General features: G+C 70.4%; 16 protein-coding genes and 1 pseudogene. 9 read left to right on the top strand and 8 right to left on the bottom strand.

The genetic code is table 11. The features are described 5' to 3' along the window. Positions 1-18 precede the first annotated feature (18 nt). Genes VT50_RS24630 through VT50_RS24640 form a run of 3 tightly spaced genes read right to left on the bottom strand, consistent with a single transcriptional unit; the run spans position 19 to position 2,965 of the window. On the bottom strand, positions 19-831 hold the full coding sequence (locus VT50_RS24630; protein WP_046089647.1) for a carbohydrate ABC transporter permease: 813 nt from the start codon (positions 829-831) through the stop codon (positions 19-21). Beyond that, complete coding sequence (locus VT50_RS24635) at positions 828-1,784, bottom strand: carbohydrate ABC transporter permease (RefSeq protein ID WP_046089646.1); 957 nt, start codon at positions 1,782-1,784, stop codon at positions 828-830. The genes VT50_RS24630 and VT50_RS24635 overlap by 4 nt, the downstream gene beginning before the upstream one ends. Continuing rightward, positions 1,772-2,965 carry an ABC transporter substrate-binding protein gene (locus VT50_RS24640; RefSeq protein WP_158083226.1) on the bottom strand — a complete coding sequence of 398 codons (1,194 nt, stop codon included), beginning with the start codon at positions 2,963-2,965 and terminating at the stop codon, positions 1,772-1,774. Before VT50_RS24640 ends, VT50_RS24635 begins: the two co-directional genes overlap by 13 nt. A gap of 266 nt (positions 2,966-3,231) precedes the next feature. Here VT50_RS24640 and VT50_RS24645 point away from each other — a divergent pair, with 266 nt between their 5' ends. From VT50_RS24645 to VT50_RS24655, 3 genes are all read left to right on the top strand, one after another. Then, positions 3,232-5,103 carry a class I mannose-6-phosphate isomerase gene (locus VT50_RS24645; protein ID WP_046089645.1) on the top strand — a complete coding sequence of 624 codons (1,872 nt, stop codon included), beginning with the start codon at positions 3,232-3,234 and terminating at the stop codon, positions 5,101-5,103. Next, the gene (locus tag VT50_RS24650) at positions 5,100-6,122 is read left to right on the top strand and encodes a LacI family DNA-binding transcriptional regulator (RefSeq protein ID WP_053048782.1); all 1,023 of its coding nucleotides are present in this window, start codon (positions 5,100-5,102) and stop codon (positions 6,120-6,122) included. The genes VT50_RS24645 and VT50_RS24650 overlap by 4 nt, the downstream gene beginning before the upstream one ends. A gap of 66 nt (positions 6,123-6,188) precedes the next feature. After that, positions 6,189-7,190: an ROK family protein gene (locus tag VT50_RS24655; protein ID WP_053048781.1), complete on the top strand. Its 1,002-nt coding sequence runs from the start codon at positions 6,189-6,191 to the stop codon at positions 7,188-7,190. An 81-nt stretch (positions 7,191-7,271) separates the two neighbouring features. On the opposite strand, the gene VT50_RS24660 is transcribed toward VT50_RS24655, so the two are convergent. Continuing rightward, positions 7,272-8,426: an epoxide hydrolase family protein gene (locus VT50_RS24660; RefSeq protein WP_046089643.1), complete on the bottom strand. Its 1,155-nt coding sequence runs from the start codon at positions 8,424-8,426 to the stop codon at positions 7,272-7,274. A 41-nt stretch (positions 8,427-8,467) separates the two neighbouring features. Here VT50_RS24660 and VT50_RS24665 point away from each other — a divergent pair, with 41 nt between their 5' ends. From VT50_RS24665 to VT50_RS24680, 3 genes are all read left to right on the top strand, one after another. Then, a complete protein-coding gene (locus VT50_RS24665) occupies positions 8,468-9,019 on the top strand; it encodes a GNAT family N-acetyltransferase (protein ID WP_078840943.1) in 552 nt (183 codons plus the stop codon). A 545-nt stretch (positions 9,020-9,564) separates the two neighbouring features. Beyond that, on the top strand, positions 9,565-10,716 hold the full coding sequence (locus VT50_RS24675; protein ID WP_046089642.1) for a PDDEXK family nuclease: 1,152 nt from the start codon (positions 9,565-9,567) through the stop codon (positions 10,714-10,716). 92 nt (positions 10,717-10,808) lie between these two features. Continuing rightward, positions 10,809-11,087, top strand: a complete 279-nt coding sequence (locus VT50_RS24680; RefSeq protein ID WP_143645267.1) for a hypothetical protein — start codon at positions 10,809-10,811, stop codon at positions 11,085-11,087. Here VT50_RS24680 and VT50_RS41040 read toward each other — a convergent pair. From VT50_RS41040 to VT50_RS24690, 3 genes are read right to left on the bottom strand one after another with little or no spacing between them, the layout of a single operon-like run. Then, positions 11,066-11,200 (bottom strand): hypothetical protein, encoded by a 135-nt coding sequence (locus VT50_RS41040; RefSeq protein ID WP_276207323.1) that lies wholly within the window; start codon positions 11,198-11,200, stop codon positions 11,066-11,068. The genes VT50_RS24680 and VT50_RS41040 overlap by 22 nt on opposite strands. Before the next feature lie 27 nt (positions 11,201-11,227). Next, the gene (locus VT50_RS24685) at positions 11,228-11,701 is read right to left on the bottom strand and encodes a hypothetical protein (protein ID WP_046089640.1); all 474 of its coding nucleotides are present in this window, start codon (positions 11,699-11,701) and stop codon (positions 11,228-11,230) included. Between the two features lie 18 nt (positions 11,702-11,719). Next, positions 11,720-12,973: a helix-turn-helix domain-containing protein gene (locus tag VT50_RS24690; protein ID WP_206269477.1), complete on the bottom strand. Its 1,254-nt coding sequence runs from the start codon at positions 12,971-12,973 to the stop codon at positions 11,720-11,722. A 151-nt stretch (positions 12,974-13,124) separates the two neighbouring features. On the opposite strand from VT50_RS24690, the gene VT50_RS24695 reads away from it, so the two are divergent. The 3 genes from VT50_RS24695 to VT50_RS39720 are packed head-to-tail and all read left to right on the top strand — an operon-like array spanning position 13,125 to position 14,769. After that, complete coding sequence (locus VT50_RS24695) at positions 13,125-13,727, top strand: hypothetical protein (RefSeq protein ID WP_046089639.1); 603 nt, start codon at positions 13,125-13,127, stop codon at positions 13,725-13,727. Then, positions 13,724-14,596, top strand: a complete 873-nt coding sequence (locus VT50_RS24700; protein ID WP_079343883.1) for a Scr1 family TA system antitoxin-like transcriptional regulator — start codon at positions 13,724-13,726, stop codon at positions 14,594-14,596. The genes VT50_RS24695 and VT50_RS24700 overlap by 4 nt, the downstream gene beginning before the upstream one ends. Continuing rightward, entirely contained in the window at positions 14,593-14,769 is a 177-nt protein-coding gene (locus VT50_RS39720) for a hypothetical protein (protein WP_167396629.1), read from the top strand. Before VT50_RS24700 ends, VT50_RS39720 begins: the two co-directional genes overlap by 4 nt. 59 nt (positions 14,770-14,828) lie before the next feature. Here VT50_RS39720 and VT50_RS39365 read toward each other — a convergent pair. Next, positions 14,829-15,112, bottom strand: a pseudogene (locus VT50_RS39365) (hypothetical protein); the annotation flags it as partial.

The following is a 15,112-nucleotide window of genomic DNA, read 5'->3' on the forward strand; positions in this document are numbered from 1 at the left end:
GGCCATGAACCCGTGGGTTCAGGCCGTGAGCCGCAGGCTGTTGACGAAGAAGCGCTGGAATATGAAGAAGAGGACCACGGTCGGCACCGAGGCGACGAGCGCGCCCGCGAGCACGACGGGCGGCCCCACCGTGGCGTAGCTGCCGTTGAGGTCGGCGAGCGTGGCCGTCACCGGCCGCACATTCGGGCTGAGCGACAAGGTGATGCCGAACAGCAGATCGTTCCAGATCCAGGTGAACTGGAAGATGAACGCGGCCAGCAGCGCGTTCCTGGCCAGCGGCAGATGGATGCGCAGGAACATCGACAGCCAGTTCACGCCGTCGAGCTGGGCCGCCTCGGAGATTTCCCTCGGCACGGTGAGCATGAAGTTGCGGTTGACGAAGAACGCGAAGGGGATCGTCAGCGCCACATAGATCAGCAGCATGCCGTACTGGGTGTCGTAGAGGCCGGTGCTGGCGTACCCGCTGAACAGCGGCGACAGAAACGTCTGGAGGGGCAGTACGGTGCCGATGAAGATGAACCAGAACCAGAGCCCGGGCCGCCGTACCGGCATCACGGTGACGGCGAACGAGGCGAGTGCCGCGATCACCACCGCCACCGCCGCCCCGATCACCGCGTAGACCAGGGTGTTGAGCAGTCCCCGCCCGACGTCGGCGCTCTCGAACGCGGTGCGGAGGTTCGCGAACAGCCCCGGTGAGGCGAACCACCACCGCGGGGATCCGGTGTACTCCTTCGCCGGGGTGAAGGCGTTGACGACGACCAGCCAGGTCGGCACCAGCCACAGCACGGAGACCAGGGTGACCAGGACGCCGCGCGCCGTTCGGCCCGTCATACGGCATCGCCCGACCGCTGCCGCACCTGTTGCCGCAGGTAGAGCCAGGAGGCGGCGATGACGACGACCGTAAGGACGACGGAGACGGCCGCACCGTAGCCGTATCTGTTGAGGGTGAAGGTCTGCCGGTACATCGTGAGCGCGAGCGTCTCGGAGGCCGTTCCCGGGCCGCCCTGGGTGAGCAGCCACACGATGTCGAAGGTCTTGAGGCTGTTGACGATGGACATGCCCACCACCACGACGGTCATCGGCCGCAGCTGCGGCACGATCACGCGCAGGAACAGCTGGAGGCCCCGCGCGCCGTCGATCCGGGCGGCCTCGATGGTGTCCTGGGGAATGGTCTGGAGCCCGATCAGGAACAGGATCAGGGAGGCCCCGGTCGCCTGCCATGTCGTCGCCACGATCATGACGAGGGTGTTCAACGGCCAGTGCAGCAGCCACTCCTGCTGCCAGCCGCCGAGCCCGACCGCGCCCAGCGTCTGGTTGACCGCCCCGTCGCTCCTCAGCAGGAACGTCCACAGCAGCGCCGTCGCCGAACCGGAGAGCGCGTACGGGATGACCACGGCGGTACGGGCCACCGCGCCCCAGCGCATCGAGTGGGTCAGCACCGCGAGGAGCAGGCCGAGCAGCACGGGGAGGACCAGCGTGCCCGCCACCCAGAGCACGGTGTTCAGCAGCGACCGGCCGAAGTCGGGGTCGGTGAACAGCGCGGTGTAGTTGGACAGGCCGACGAAGCGCGCGGTGATGCCGTTGTCGTCGAAGAGGCTGCGCCACGCGGTGACCAGGAAGGGCACGACCAGAAGCAGCAGGACCAGCGCCACGGCGGGCGCCAGGAACGCGCCCACCCAGGCGGCGGCGCGGAAGCGGGCGGAGCGCGGATCGGGAGCGAGGGGTTCGGGCCGGTGCGGCCCCGTTCGGCTGGCTGCCTGGTCGGCAGTGGTCAGGACGTCCACACCTTCCACTCCTTGTCGGCTCGGTGCTGCATGTTCGCCAGGGTCCGCGTCGCCTTCGCGGGCGTGGGGTCGATCATGAAGGCGCTCAGGTCCTGGACGTTCCCCTCGATCAGTACCGGGGGCGATGCCTCCCAGTAGCGGATGGCCTGCTTCGGCCGTTCCCTTCGCACCTGGGCGGCGATCTGGCGCACCGTGCCGACGTTCGGCACCACGCCCGGGTCGGCCGAGGTGTCCCGCAGGAAGCCCGTCCACGCCGTCTGGACCGCAGGGTTGAGCCAGGCGCGGGCCACGGCGAGGGCGGCGCCGCGCTTGTGGGCCTGCGCCGACACCGCCAGCACCCCGCTCTCCACGAGCACCGAGCGCTCGCCGCCCGGCGGCGGGGGCAGCAGGAACGCCCCGAGGTCGGCGTCCTTGACCCCGGCGTCGAGGAACGCCCCGGTGTTCCAGGAGCCGTAGAGGCACATGGCGGTGCGGCCCCGCGCGAACTGGCCGGGGACGTCCGTGGCCGACGCGTCGGCCGAGGAGAACGCGCCCCGCCGGTACAGATCACTCCACAGGGCCATCGCGCGCCGGCACACCCCGTCCGTGTACGAGGCCCTGCCCGCCGTGAGTTCGAGGTAGAAGCGGTGGTCGAGCCCGTTGACCAGCTGCTGGAACCAGATCGAGGACTCCCAGGTGGTCGCCCCGCCGGAGGCGATCGGCGTGATGCCCTTGGCGTGGGCGGCGTCCACGACGTCGAGGAACCGCTGCCATGTCGTCGGCACGTCCACGCCGAGCCGCCTGAAGACGGACCGGCTGTAGAAGACCACGTAGTACGACTTGTAGAGCGGGACGCCGTACTGTCTGCCCTCGTGGCTGAAGGACGCGCGCAGCGCGGTGTCGTCGCTCCAGCCGTGCCGGGCCGCCTCGTCCCAGGCGTCGGTGACATCGGCGAGGATCCCGGCGCGGGCGATGTCGCGCAGCCGGTACCCGTTCCACCACTTCAGGAGGTCCGCCGTGGAGTCGGTCTGCGCCGACATCCGCACGATCTGCTGGTAGTTGCTGACGTTGGGAACCGCCCGCGGCGCGAGCCGGTAGCCGGACAGTGGCCGCAACTTCCGGCCCGCCGCCCGGAAACCCGGCGACCAGGTGGGGTTGTCGTTGAACACCGAGACCACGTCGGCGGGCGCGGGCCGACTCATCGAACCCCGTGCGCACGCGCTGAGGCCAAGGCTGGCGACGGCCGCGGAAGAGGCGGCCAGCAACCGGCGCCGACTCGTCCGCGGTGCCGTATCGGTTGGCCTGCGCGCCACGTCGGTTGGCCTGTGCGCCCTGTCGATTGGCATGTCGACCGACCCCATCTGACCCCCTCGTCACGGAATCACCGACCTGGTAAGTTATCGGTAACGTACAGGCGTGCAGGTGGTTTGAAAAGACGCGCGTTAACGTATCTCACGGGATTGGTGACATGGACGAGAGTCCGCAGGTCAAGGTGGAGGCACCGCCGCAGTACGATCCGACACCGTGCTATCCGGTCCTCGCCGACGCGGTCGCCGTCGGCTGGTCCGACGCCGTCGGGACGCTCCCGAAGGGCACCCGGGTCCTCGCCGTGGACGGCCCCGCGGTACTGGACTGGGCCGCCGTCGCCGCCGGGCTGCGCGCGGCGTTCGAGGGCGGGGGCGCCCGGGGGGACGGGCGATCACGGGAAGGCGGGCCCGGCCGGGAGGGCCGGTCCGGCCGGGTGGAGTTCGCGGATGTGCGGACGGCGGTGCGCGACTGGGAGACGGTGCGGCGGCTCACGGACTCCGATGAGCTGCGGGACGACCCCGACTTCGCGCGGCTGGCCGGTGGCGACCTCGCCGACCTGATGGACCCGCGGGCCCTGGCGGCGCTCGCCGACCTGGACGAATGCGGCGCGGGCGAGACTGGCGCGGGCGAGTCCGGCGCGGGCGAGACTGGCGCGGGCGCATCCGCCCCAGCTCGGGGCGGAGTCCTGCGCATCCTGCTCGGGCCCGGCGCAGCCCTCGCGGACTCCGACGTCCTGTGGTGGGCCGACCTGCCGAAGCGTTATGCGGAGGCGGCGGTCAAGCACGGCCGGGGCCGCAACCTCGCGGCACCCGAGGGCGAGCCGCCCACCCTGCGGCGGCTGCTCTACATCGACTGGCCGCTGCTCGACCGCCATCGCGACCGTATGGCGGAGCGGATCGACCGATGGATCGACGTTACCGATACCGTCGCCCCGACGTCGATCGGCGGGCGGGCACTGCGCGAGACCTGCCGGTCGCTTGCCACCCGCCCCTTCCGCACCCGGCCGACCTTCAACTCGACGCCCTGGGGCGGGCACTGGGCACAGGAGACGCTCGGTCACAACCCGGACGCGGAGAACACGGCGCTCGGCTACGAGCTGATCGCGCCGGAGAGCGGTGTCCTGCTCGGCGATGACGCCTCCAGCTGCGTGGAGGTGCCGTTCCAGCTCATCGTGGCGCTCTCCCCGGCGGAGGTGCTGGGCCCGGCGGTGCACGAGATGTTCGGCACCTCGTTCCCGGTCCGCTTCGACTACCTCGACACCGTCCGCGGCGGAAACCTCTCCGTCCACTGCCATCCCAGGCCCGACGACATGCGCGACGTCTTCGGCTGGCCGTACACCCAGCACGAGACCTACTACCTGATGCACACCGAGGAGCACAGCAAGGTCTTCCTCGGGCTGCGCGAGGGCGCCGACGTCGAGGCGTTCCACCACAGTGCGCACGCCGCGGACGCACACGGCACACCGTTCGACATCGAGCGGTATGTGCAGGTGTTTCCCGCCGAGGCCGGGCAGCTCTACCTGGTCCCGGCCGGTACGCCGCACGGCAGCGGCGAGGGCAATGTCGTCCTCGAAGTCAGCGCCACCCCCTATCTGTACTCCCTGCGGTTCTACGACTGGCTGCGGCGGGACGCGGCGGACCGGCAGCGCGCCGTGCACGTGGCGCACGCCTTCCGCAACCTCGACCCGGAGCGGTCGGGTGGAGCGGTGGCCCGCGAGCTGATCCAGCGGCCCCGGCCGCTGTGCGAAGGCGACGGCTGGCGGGAGGAGGTGATCGGCGCGCTTCCGGCGATGTTCTTCCAGGTGCACCGGATCGCCGTCGAACCGGGCCGGACCGCCGAGCAGCGGACCGACGGCCGCTTCCATGTGCTGACCGTGGTCGACGGCCAGGGCGCGGTCATCACCACGGCCGCCGGGCACCGGCACTCCGTACACTATGCCGAGACACTCGCAGTCCCGGCGTCCGTCACCGCCTACCACGTGCACAGTCAGGGGCCGGAGCCGGTCCGTCTGGTGAAGGCACAGGTGGTATGAGCGCACATTCGGAGTCCGAACCGGCCCTCACCATGCGGGACGTGGCCGCTCGGCTCGGCGTCAGCCCGATGACGGTCTCCCGTGCACTGCGCGGTCAGCGCGGCATCGGCGAGGCCACCCGCCAGCGGGTGCTCGCCGAGGTGGCGGCGCTCGGCTACCGCCCCAACAAGCGGGCCCGGGAGCTGCGTTCGGGCGGCCCGAACGAGCTCATCGGCCTGGTCGTGACCAATCTGGCGAACCCGTTCTACTCCCAACTCGCCGTGGGCCTCGAGCAGATCTGTGTGGGCTACGGCGCACGGGTCATGCTCGGCAGCACCGGGGAGGACCCGGTCACCGAACGGGAGGTGGTGGCCGATCTGGTGGACCGCGGCGTGGACGGCCTGGTCGTCGCCCCCGCCGGGCACGACCACAGCCACCTCGGCGGCGACCGGCTGCGCGACCTCCCGGTGGTGCTCGCGGCCAGCCCGCCGATGGGCATCGACGTGGACTGCGTCCTCGTGGACGACTACGGCGGCACCCGGGACGCGTGCCGCCGCCTGGTGGCCCGCGGCCACCGGCGCATCGGCTTCCTCGGCCTGCCGCCGTCGCTGTGGACGGGCTCCGAGCGCTTCCGGGGCTACGCGGTGGCGCTGGAGGAGGCGGGCATCGCGCTCGACGAGCGGTACATCAGCAGGCACCGGGGCGACAGCGCGCTCGCGGAGGAGGCGGCGCGCGCCATGCTCGCCCTGCCGGACCCGCCGACCGCGCTGCTGACCGCCAACAACCGGAACACGGTGGGCGCGCTGAGTGCCCTGCGGGGCCGTGCGCAGGACGAGGCGCCGGTCACCCTCGCGGGCTTCGACGACATCGAACTCGCCGACATGCTGCACCTGCCGCTCACCGTCGTCTCCTACGACCCGGTCGAACTCGGCCGGGCCGCCGCGACGCTGCTGTTCGAGCGCCAGGCGAGCACCGTCCCGCAGCCGCCGCGGCGCGTGACCATCGCCACCACGCTCGTCGACCACCCGGCACCGCGGTAGGCGCCGATGACGGCTTCCGGAGCTCCTGCTGTGCCACCGCACCGACGCGCTGACGAGCCCTCTTTCGTGCCCGTCCTCGAAGTGGGCGGTTCCCACGTCACCGCGGCGGCCGTCGACCTCACCCGCGCCCGAATCGCCGACGGCACCCGCCGCCGCCTGCCACTGACACCGGGCATCGGCCGGGAGGACTTCCTCGCGACCCTCGCGGAAGCGGCGAACGGTGTGCTGTCTGGAGTCTCTGGGGCTTCAGCGTCCTCCGGGCCCTCGGGGACTTCCAAGCCCCCCGAACCGTCCGAACCGTCCGAACCGTCCGGGCTCCCGGGGGCGGTGGTCTGCGGCTCGCGTGGCGGGGGCGGCGACACCTGGGGCATCGCGGTCCCGGGGCCGTTCGACTACGCGCGCGGCGTCGCCCGCTACCACGGCGTCGGCAAGTTCGCCGCGCTGGACGGCCTCGCCGTCGGCGAGCTCCTGATGCCGCGCCTGAACCCGCGCCCGGCCCGGCTGTGGTTCCTCAATGACGCCTCCGCCTTCGCGCTCGGTGTCTGGCACACGGCCCACGCCGAGAGCCGCCGCCTCGTCGCGGTCACCCTCGGCACAGGGGTCGGCTCGGCGTTCCTCGACCGGGGGTCGATCGTCGAGGACGACCCGCGCGTGCCGCCCGAGGGCCGCGTCGATCTGCTCACCATCGACGGCCGTCCGCTGGAGGACACGGTCTCCACCCGGGCGATGACCGCCCACTACACAAACCGCACCGGCCGTCCCGTCGACGGGCTGCGCGAACTGACGGCCCTCGCCGCCGTGGACGACACCACCGCCCGCGACGTCATCACCTCGGCCCTGCGCGCCCTCGGCGCCGCGCTCGCCCCGTGGCTGACCGCCTTCGAGGCCGACACGGTGGTCTTCGGCGGCTCCATCACCGCCGCCTGGCCCCTGATCGGCCCACCCCTCACCACCGGCCTCACCCACCACGACCCACGGCTCGCCCGCCTCACCCTGTCGGTGCACGACGACGGCGAGGACCAGGCCCTGCTGGGGGCGGCGGTTTTCGCGACGCGGGGCGGCGCCTAGCCCGTACGCGGCATACGCGTGGGCCCGGCGCGCGCCCCTCCGTCAGGCGAAACGCGCGTCCGTCGCACGGGGAGCGTGGCGTCAAGGCCGATGCGTCCGCAGCGTGCGGGCGAACTCCCGTAGGTCGGCGGTGAACAGTCCGGGCTGCTCAAAGGCGGCGAAGTGGCCGCCGCGCGGCTGCTCGGCCCAGTGCACCACGTTCCACTGGCGCTCGCTCCACCGCCGCGGCGACCGTGTCTTCTCCCGGGGGTAGAGCGCGATGCCGGTGGGCACCTCCACCCTGCGGCCCCAGACCCGCGCGTCGGAGCCGTAAGCCTCCGCCTCGGCGTACAGGCGGGCGGCGGAGGTGGCGGTCCCGGTGAGCCAGTAGAGCATCGTGTTGTCCAGCAGCCGGTCGAGCGTGAACGGCAGGCCGTCGCGGGTGTCGGACCAGACGTGGAACTTCTCCAGCAGCCAGGCCGCCAGCCCCGCGGGGGAGTCTTCCAGCGCTGGGCCGATGCTGTGCGGCCGTGTGGCCTGCTGGATGTAGTAGCCGTTGTCGGCCCCGTACACCCGGGTATTGCGCTCCCATGCCTCGCGCTCCGCCGCCGTCGCCTCGGCCAGGGGATCGTCAAGGCCGGGCGGAGCCACTGCCCAGGGGAAGTTGATGTGTGCACCCCACAGTCGGCCGGGATGCTCGAGTCCGAGCTGTCGGACGACGAAGGCCCCCCAATCCCCGCCCTGCGCCAAGAAGCGAGGGTGGCCCAGCTTCCGCATGAGGACGGCGAACGCGTCGGCGATGGCGGCCACATCCACACCGGGCGCGGCAGTCGGCCCCGACAGACCGAAGCCGGGCATCGAGGGCAACACCACGTGAAAGGCGTCCTCCGCGCGTCCGCCGTGGCTGGTCGGGTCGACCAGCGCGGGCAGGCAGTCGAGGAACTCCACCACCGAGCCGGGCCAGCCGTGGCAGAGCATCAGCGGGGTGGCGTCCTCGTGCCGCGAACGCACCGCGAAGGCGTGTACGCGCAGCCCGGCGAAGTCACCGATGACCTGGGGGAGGGCGTTCAACTCGGCTTCGGTGCGACGCCAGTCGTAGCGGTGCGACCAGTGCTCGACGAGATGCCGCAGCCAGGGCTGCGGGGTCCCCCAGCCCCAGTCCTCGCTGGGCAGGTCGTTCCGGAACCGCGTACGCGAGAGCCGCTCGCGCAGGTCGGTCAGCATCTCGTCGGTCGTGGTGATCTCGAATGCTCGCACGGCTCCATTCTCATCTCGTCGGGTGCCTGTGCTTCCATGCCATGGTGAACTTCGAGAACTCCGGCGCCGCCGCTGTGGAGGGGCCCGGCCACTGGGTCCGGGGCAGGACCGATGTCGATGTCGAGACGTGCGTACGGGTTCTCGCGGAAGTCCATCAGCGTGATGGCTACCCCGTGAACTGGCCCGACCGTCCCGGTGAGTGGCTGTCGCAGGCGTCCGGATGCGGGGCCTGGGTCGCCGAGCTCGACGGCCGCGTCGTCGGCCACATCAGCCTGTCCCAGGCTGGCGAGGGGGACCTGGCCCCCGGCCTGTGGAGCGACCGCAACGGGACGAGCGAGGACCTGACCGCGGTGGTCAGTCGGCTTTTCATCGCCCCGCGGGCCAGGGGGCTCGGGATCGGCGCGCTGCTGATCGGCCGAGCCGTAGACGAGGCACACGTGCGCGGCCTGCACCCGGTGCTCGACGTCGTGGCGTCCGACACCGCCGCGGCGGCCCTGTACGAGCGGCTGGGCTGGGAGCTGATGGGCACGGTCGAGCAACGCTGGAGCCCGTCCCAGCTGATGACCATCCACTGTTACGCGGCAGCGTCGTAAGGCGACGGAACACGTTGGTGACCGCACGACGCCACGCGCGACACCGGCATCCACTCGCATGTCACTAACGCGAATGTTGCTGACAATCGCGTTGGCTTCCCATGGGTGGCCCGGCGATGGAGGAGATCGAGCGAGGCCGGGACGACCTGACCTCGCGGTGGATCCGGGAGAGCTGGACCAATTGGCGCGGCCGAGCCGTCGAGCCTCCCACTTCACCGAACCGACGAAGAGCAGTTCCTTGGCGACGGGTGCACGGTCAGCCCCCTCATATCGGATCCCGTGCCGCTGGTCGCGGTCAGCCCCGGACGGGAGCCCGCGCGCTATGCGCGTCAATGCCGCCCTGGCGCACATGAGTTGGAACGTTCTCGCTGAATCCGGGCGTTACGTTCACACAGGAGCTCAGGACACAGGAGCTCAGGACACGGGTTGTCCGGGCGGGCGACGGGTCGCAGCGTGGGCGGGGTCGCTGTTGTCACTGGCTTCCGGTATCAATCGATGCGGAACGACCACTGACCACGGTCGCGGATCACAGGGTGGGGTAACGAGTGACTGATCAGCCGGTATTCGTCCTGGGGAATGCTCTGCAGGCCCTGGAGCCGACCGCGTTCGAGACCGAGGCGGAATTCCAGGAGCTCCTGGCACGTCATCCACGGGTGCTGGATTTCGGCTCGCTCGCCGACGGGCAGTCGTTGCGGCTGGTACTGGTGGCGCGGGAGATGGGTGTTCCGACGAGTGGGGAGAGCGGTCCGGCGTACTGGCTGGACCATCTGTTCGTCGACGCTGACGGGGTGCCGACGCTGGTGGAGGTCAAGCGGGCGAGCGATACGCGCATCCGGCGCGAGGTGGTGGGCCAGATGCTGGACTACGCGGCGAACGGGGCGCGTTACTGGCCGGGAGCGCTGCTGCAGCGCTCCTTCGAGGAGACCTGTCGTGCGGATGGACGACCGCTGGACGAGGCGTACGGGGAACTGCTCGGTGACCGCTCTCCCGAAGAGTTCTGGTCGACGGTCGAGGAACGGCTGGTCGCCGGGCAGATGCGGTTGCTGTTCGTCGCGGACCGGATTCCGCTGGAGCTGAGGGCGATCGTCGAGTTCCTCAACCGGCAGCTGCGGCAGACCGATGTGTACGCGGTCGAACTGACCCAGTACCGAGGCAGCGGAGACCTCCGCGTCCTCGTTCCCCGCATCCACGGGGAGGTCGCCACGGCAGCGAAGTCCCCTTCCGGTCGCCGTACCACGCAGCGGACCACGCGCGCCGGCATGGACGCGGTCATCGGGACTCGGCTCGCCCCGGAACTGAGCCGGATAGCGACCGCTCTTCTCGATCACGGAGCAGTCAGGGGGCGGCTGGAGGGCGGAACGGCCAAGTACCCCAGCATGTCCGTCTCCTATCCGGTCGCCGGTCGGCAGGTCCCGTTCTGGACGTTGTCGCTGTACGACGACCCGGTGAAGGAGGAACTTGCCTTCAGCTTCGGATCGATCACCCATCACCTCGGTCTCGACCGCGCGGCGGCGTTTGCGCGGTCTCTGCCAGCCGTCCCCGACTTGGCGAAGAAGCTCGAGGTGCAGCGGGAGAAGGGCTACAAGGGCTGGCCCTCGGTCCCCCTATCCGCCCTCGCAGCCGAATCCGGCGCGGTCGAAGGGATCCTGGCGGCAATCCAGAAGCTCATGGACGGCGGCCGGGAAGCCTCCGTCTGAGCTTCGCCTGAGTGGGCGGCGTTGATGAGCTTGTCGCTCGCCTCGCTGAGCGGTGCGGCTGCTGGCCGCCGTTGTCGAGCGCCGTTGCCGTGATGGCCGACCCGCAGGAGAGCGCGAAAGCGATCAGCGAGGTGCTGGCCCATCGGGCCAACCGCGGCGGGGAATGGCGCAAGATGCGCCGCCAAGTCGTGCTGGACCTGCGGGCGCGGGAGCCAGCCGTCTCGTACAGGAAGATCGCCGCGCTGCTGTCCTGGCGCAACGACACCGGCCCCGCTCGCTCCCGACCGGCGCCGCCTCTGATCCGCGAGCCCCCTCTGGCCTTCGGGCCGGAGGGGGCGTTTCGTCGTGCTCAGCCGTCGTCGCTGGGGTAACGTACGGCCCGCTTCACCGTGGCCTTGAGCTGGGCCCTGCTGAGGCTGTGCTCCTTGGCGTGCTCGGCGTCGGCGGCCTTCTGGAGTTCGATGAGTCTGTCGGGAATGTCCACGCGCTGGATGATAAGCCGCCCTCTCGGTCAGTCCCGGGTCGCACCCTCCGGCCAGATCACCCGAGAACGGACACCGGTGCGCTCGGCGTAGGCCACAACATCGGCCGTGCCGCCGTACCCACGAGCTGGCTGTTCGTCCCACACAGCGACCAACTCGTCTACCAGACCCACCAGGATCTCGCTTCCGGCCATGTGCGCCTGCGAGTCCGACTCCACCATGCCCGTGCGATGGATGTCGGCAGCCTGCTGGATGAGACGGTCATAGGTTTGGTGGTGCTCCTCCGGCAGACCCTCGCGGTACTTCTCCGCGGGGACCACAACCTCAAGGTGACCACCAGCCTCCAGCACCAGCTCAGCGAACCAGGCGTCCGGGCCGTCGGCAATGCACGAGACCCCGACCAGATCAGGCCCATGGCGCGCGACTTCATCTTGAAGAGCCCGGCGAACCAACTGCTCAACCTCTGAGGACAGGCCGCGGTGGCCGGTGATGCCGAGACGCATGGGCTGCTCCTTTCGTGATCACAGATAGATGCCGTATAGGCGGTCGTCGAACTCGCGGATAACCCTGGGCGGAGTCGGCGAAGTGTAGGACCGCCGGAGCCCACGGGCACGCTCGATGATCCGACCTGACCGATACCGTGCGCCTACCTCAAGTGCCCGCCCAGCCAGAGCGAACGCACCATCGAGTCGGCCAGTTGCCAGCCGCACGGCGGCCAGGTCGAGCATGAGCAGCGCACGCTGCTTCTCGTGGCTCGAGGTGAGAGCCGCCGCCGCGTCCTGCGAGGCGGTCACCCAGCCGGGGAGGCCGAGCCGCGCGCCACAAGTGAGCCGGGTGGCTGCGACCTTGGTGTGGGTGAAGGTGAACACCCATGGCCACGGTGGCGGCTGCTCGTCCTGGACGGCGTCAGTGCTGCGGGCGGCCTGGTCGAGCGCGGCTTCCGCCGCGGGCCGATCCCCCGCAGCCGCGTGCGCGAGAGCTTCGACGGTGTCGAGCCATGCGGTGGCGATGGCCGGTGCCGCATCGCCGAGCTGACGATGTGCCGTGCGGACAAGGGCGAGCCCCTGGGCGGCGTTTCCAGCGTCTGCCTCAAATCCGGCCAGGCTGCCGAGCTGGTAGGCGAGGAGCAGTCGGTCGCTGGAGGTGCGCGCCGCTTTGATGGCTGCGCCGTACCAGGTGCGCGCCGATCCGATGTCGTTCATGTCCCAGGCGAGCCAACCGGCGAGGGATGCTGCTTCACTGCCCACTGCTGCCAAGCGGGCTCGCTGCTCGGGTGTCTCGGCGTCGCCTGTGATGGTCTGGGTGAGCCGCAGGTGGGCCAGGACCGGCTCGGAGAGCTGCCGGGAGGGGGTGGTGCCGTCCAGGCGGCGGAAGGCTGTGGTGGCTACGCGGAGGGTCGCGGCCTGGCCAGTGTCTGCGGGCTCGGGGTGTCGAGCCGCCAGGGCGGGCGTGGCGGCTATTGCTGCGGTCCCCGCGAGGAAGTTGCGCCGGTGCACGTCGTACTGTCCATTCTCGGCGGCATGCGCCGCTGTGTGGTCGGCAAGGCCAACCAGACGCGAGGGGATGTGCAGGTGCGTGGCGGCTCTCGCCAGGAGAGTCATGTCGTATGAGGCCGTGCCGCGTCCTTCGAGGCGGGAGACGGCGGACTGGCTGATCCCGCAGGCGTCGCCGAGTTGGTTCTGGGAGACGCCAGCATCGCGGCGGGCCAGGCTGACGACCCGACCGTAGTCACCTTGGCGGGCGGCATCCCGAATCGCCAGTGAAGACCAGTTCATGCCTACTCCTGTTGGTACCTGGGTCCCACGGTTTGCCCGCTACGCGTATGCGCTGGCTGCATACGCGTATGCGCGTGGCGGGTCAGCGCTGGTCGATACAGCATGACGCGCGGTTTCGTCTCCTCACTACCCGTAACGGAGAAGGGGACGCATGAGTATCGAAGCCTTGCCGTGGACACCACCGAACACCGAGGACGTCGAGGCGTTACCGGTGGGCACATGGTGGGACGCCGTCTCCGCGCCCACCTCTGTCGCCGACCGCGCCCTGGAACTGCTCGGGCGGGACTCGGGCGCCGTCATCCAGGACGACACCTACGGCAAGACCTACTGGCTGATCGCCATCGGCACGTCCACCCCCCGCAGCTGGCGCCTGCGCCAGGTCCGCGTACTCACCGAACTCGCCGACGAGGGCACCCTCCTCGGCGTACCGCCCGCCTCCTGGAGGGCCGACCACCAAACGTACTGGCGGATCCCGCTCGGCCCCGGCCGGTATCTGACCGACACCCATCACCTGATCCGCGCCCTGCGCCAGGCCCTTGACGACATCCTCGGCCCAGCACCGGACGGCCGACAGCTCTGCTACCACTGCCAACTCCCCACCAACGAGCCCGTCCCCGTGTCCATCGAGCACAGCGGCAGTGTGGCCAGCGCGACCGTCTACGCCTGCCCGACCCATGCCCGGGACTACCCGCGCGATGCCATCGCCCAGACCGCCGCCATGCGCCGCGCGCTCCATCACGGCAGGTCCCGATGACCACCACCCCCGAACACGGCCCCGCAGCCCTGGTCCTGGGCGCCTACCTGCGCTCGCTCCGGCTGGCCAAGGGCATCACGGCCGCCGAAGCAGCCCAGGCGATCCGCAGCTCGGAGAGCACACTGAGCCGGATGGAGACCGGGCAGGCGGGAGACCGCTGGCAGGAGGTATCCACACTGGCCAGGCTCTACGGAGTGACCGACTGGCCCAGCATCGCCGACGCCCCGCGCTGGACAAGCTGGCGGTCAAAAGCCCCCGAGCACGCTACGGGCACCGTCCGCGATGACGCCCCGGGCTGGGTGGACCGGCTGCGCGCGTGCGAGCACCACGCGTCCGCCATCTGCGTCTACGCCACGGTGACCATGCCACGCATCGTGCAGACCATCGGATGCCCCGTGGACCGCCTGACCCTGCTGACCACGGCCACCCAGCCCCCGCTGATCCCGCCGCACACCGTGCTCCCGGACCAGCGGTGGCAGAACATCACCGTGCTGCTCGACGGGGCGATGTTGCTGCGGACGTTCGCGGCCCCGGCGGCCATGGCAGCACAGATGGCATACCTACAGCGGCTGGCCACCTCCGGTCCGCGAATCCTGGTGGTCCCCTTGCGCGCAGGAGTCCTCCCACCACCGGGCACCCTGCACCACTTCCAGCTCCACGGACAGGAACTCTTCGCCGAGGAAACCGGCAGCGCGCTCTACACCACCGCAGCGGACAGCCAGACCGTACGCCGATGCATGAACGCAGGACTCGCCAACGCCAAGGACGCCGAGACGAGCGCCGGGCTGCTGGGCATAGCGCGCAGGCGGTTCGAGCTGCTGGCCAGGGACCCCGAGTCCGACGCTCTGTTGGAGGAGCTGACGCCATGACGACGGCCTCCAACGACCCGGCCGTGGCCGGGACCGAGTGGCGTGCCGCCTTGGAGCATGCGGCGGGCTGCCCGACCTGCCGTGCCCTCGGCGTCGTCTGCCTGGAGGGCGAATGGCTGCTCCGCACCCATGAGGAAGCCGCCCGGAAGGCGCGGGCAAGGGAGGGCGCGTGAGGCACCGGCGAAAGCCGGGCCTGGTATTGATGGCTAATCCAATACCTGGCCCAGCGCTCCTAGTTGACTGATTGTTTGTCGATTGTGCCGGAGGCGTGGAGGTAGAAGGTTCTAGCGGCGTCGATGGCTTCTTCTGCGTCGAAGAAGGCGCGGTCGCGGGCGGCTGCGTCGAGCTGTGGCCGGTCGTCGGTGGGCACTTGCCAGTGGTCGGCGATGTGAGCGGCGAGCAGGTCTGGGCGAAGGCGGTGGATGGATCGGTGGGGAGCGGATTCGGTGACGGCTGCGTTGACGCTCCACGCGGCCTTGACCGCTCCGGTGCTGTCGATTTGGGGATTGAGGAGGT

The sequence above is a fragment of the Streptomyces antioxidans genome, assembly GCF_000968685.2.
Classification (GTDB): domain Bacteria; phylum Actinomycetota; class Actinomycetes; order Streptomycetales; family Streptomycetaceae; genus Streptomyces; species Streptomyces antioxidans.

Bases quoted from the DNA above. Each gene is read 5' to 3' on its own strand.
- VT50_RS24700 (WP_079343883.1), top strand. From the start codon at position 13,724: ATGACCACCACCCCCGAACACGGCCCCGCAGCCCTGGTCCTGGGCGCC.
- VT50_RS39720 (WP_167396629.1), top strand. From the start codon at position 14,593: ATGACGACGGCCTCCAACGACCCGGCCGTGGCCGGGACCGAGTGGCGT.
- VT50_RS24680 (WP_143645267.1), top strand. From the start codon at position 10,809: ATGGCCGACCCGCAGGAGAGCGCGAAAGCGATCAGCGAGGTGCTGGCC.
- VT50_RS24650 (WP_053048782.1), top strand. From the start codon at position 5,100: ATGAGCGCACATTCGGAGTCCGAACCGGCCCTCACCATGCGGGACGTG.
- VT50_RS24665 (WP_078840943.1), top strand. From the start codon at position 8,468: ATGGTGAACTTCGAGAACTCCGGCGCCGCCGCTGTGGAGGGGCCCGGC.
- VT50_RS24630 (WP_046089647.1), bottom strand. From the start codon at position 831: ATGACGGGCCGAACGGCGCGCGGCGTCCTGGTCACCCTGGTCTCCGTG.
- VT50_RS24695 (WP_046089639.1), top strand. From the start codon at position 13,125: ATGAGTATCGAAGCCTTGCCGTGGACACCACCGAACACCGAGGACGTC.
- VT50_RS24640 (WP_158083226.1), bottom strand. From the start codon at position 2,965: ATGAGTCGGCCCGCGCCCGCCGACGTGGTCTCGGTGTTCAACGACAAC.
- VT50_RS24645 (WP_046089645.1), top strand. From the start codon at position 3,232: ATGGACGAGAGTCCGCAGGTCAAGGTGGAGGCACCGCCGCAGTACGAT.
- VT50_RS24685 (WP_046089640.1), bottom strand. From the start codon at position 11,701: ATGCGTCTCGGCATCACCGGCCACCGCGGCCTGTCCTCAGAGGTTGAG.
- VT50_RS24690 (WP_206269477.1), bottom strand. From the start codon at position 12,973: ATGAACTGGTCTTCACTGGCGATTCGGGATGCCGCCCGCCAAGGTGAC.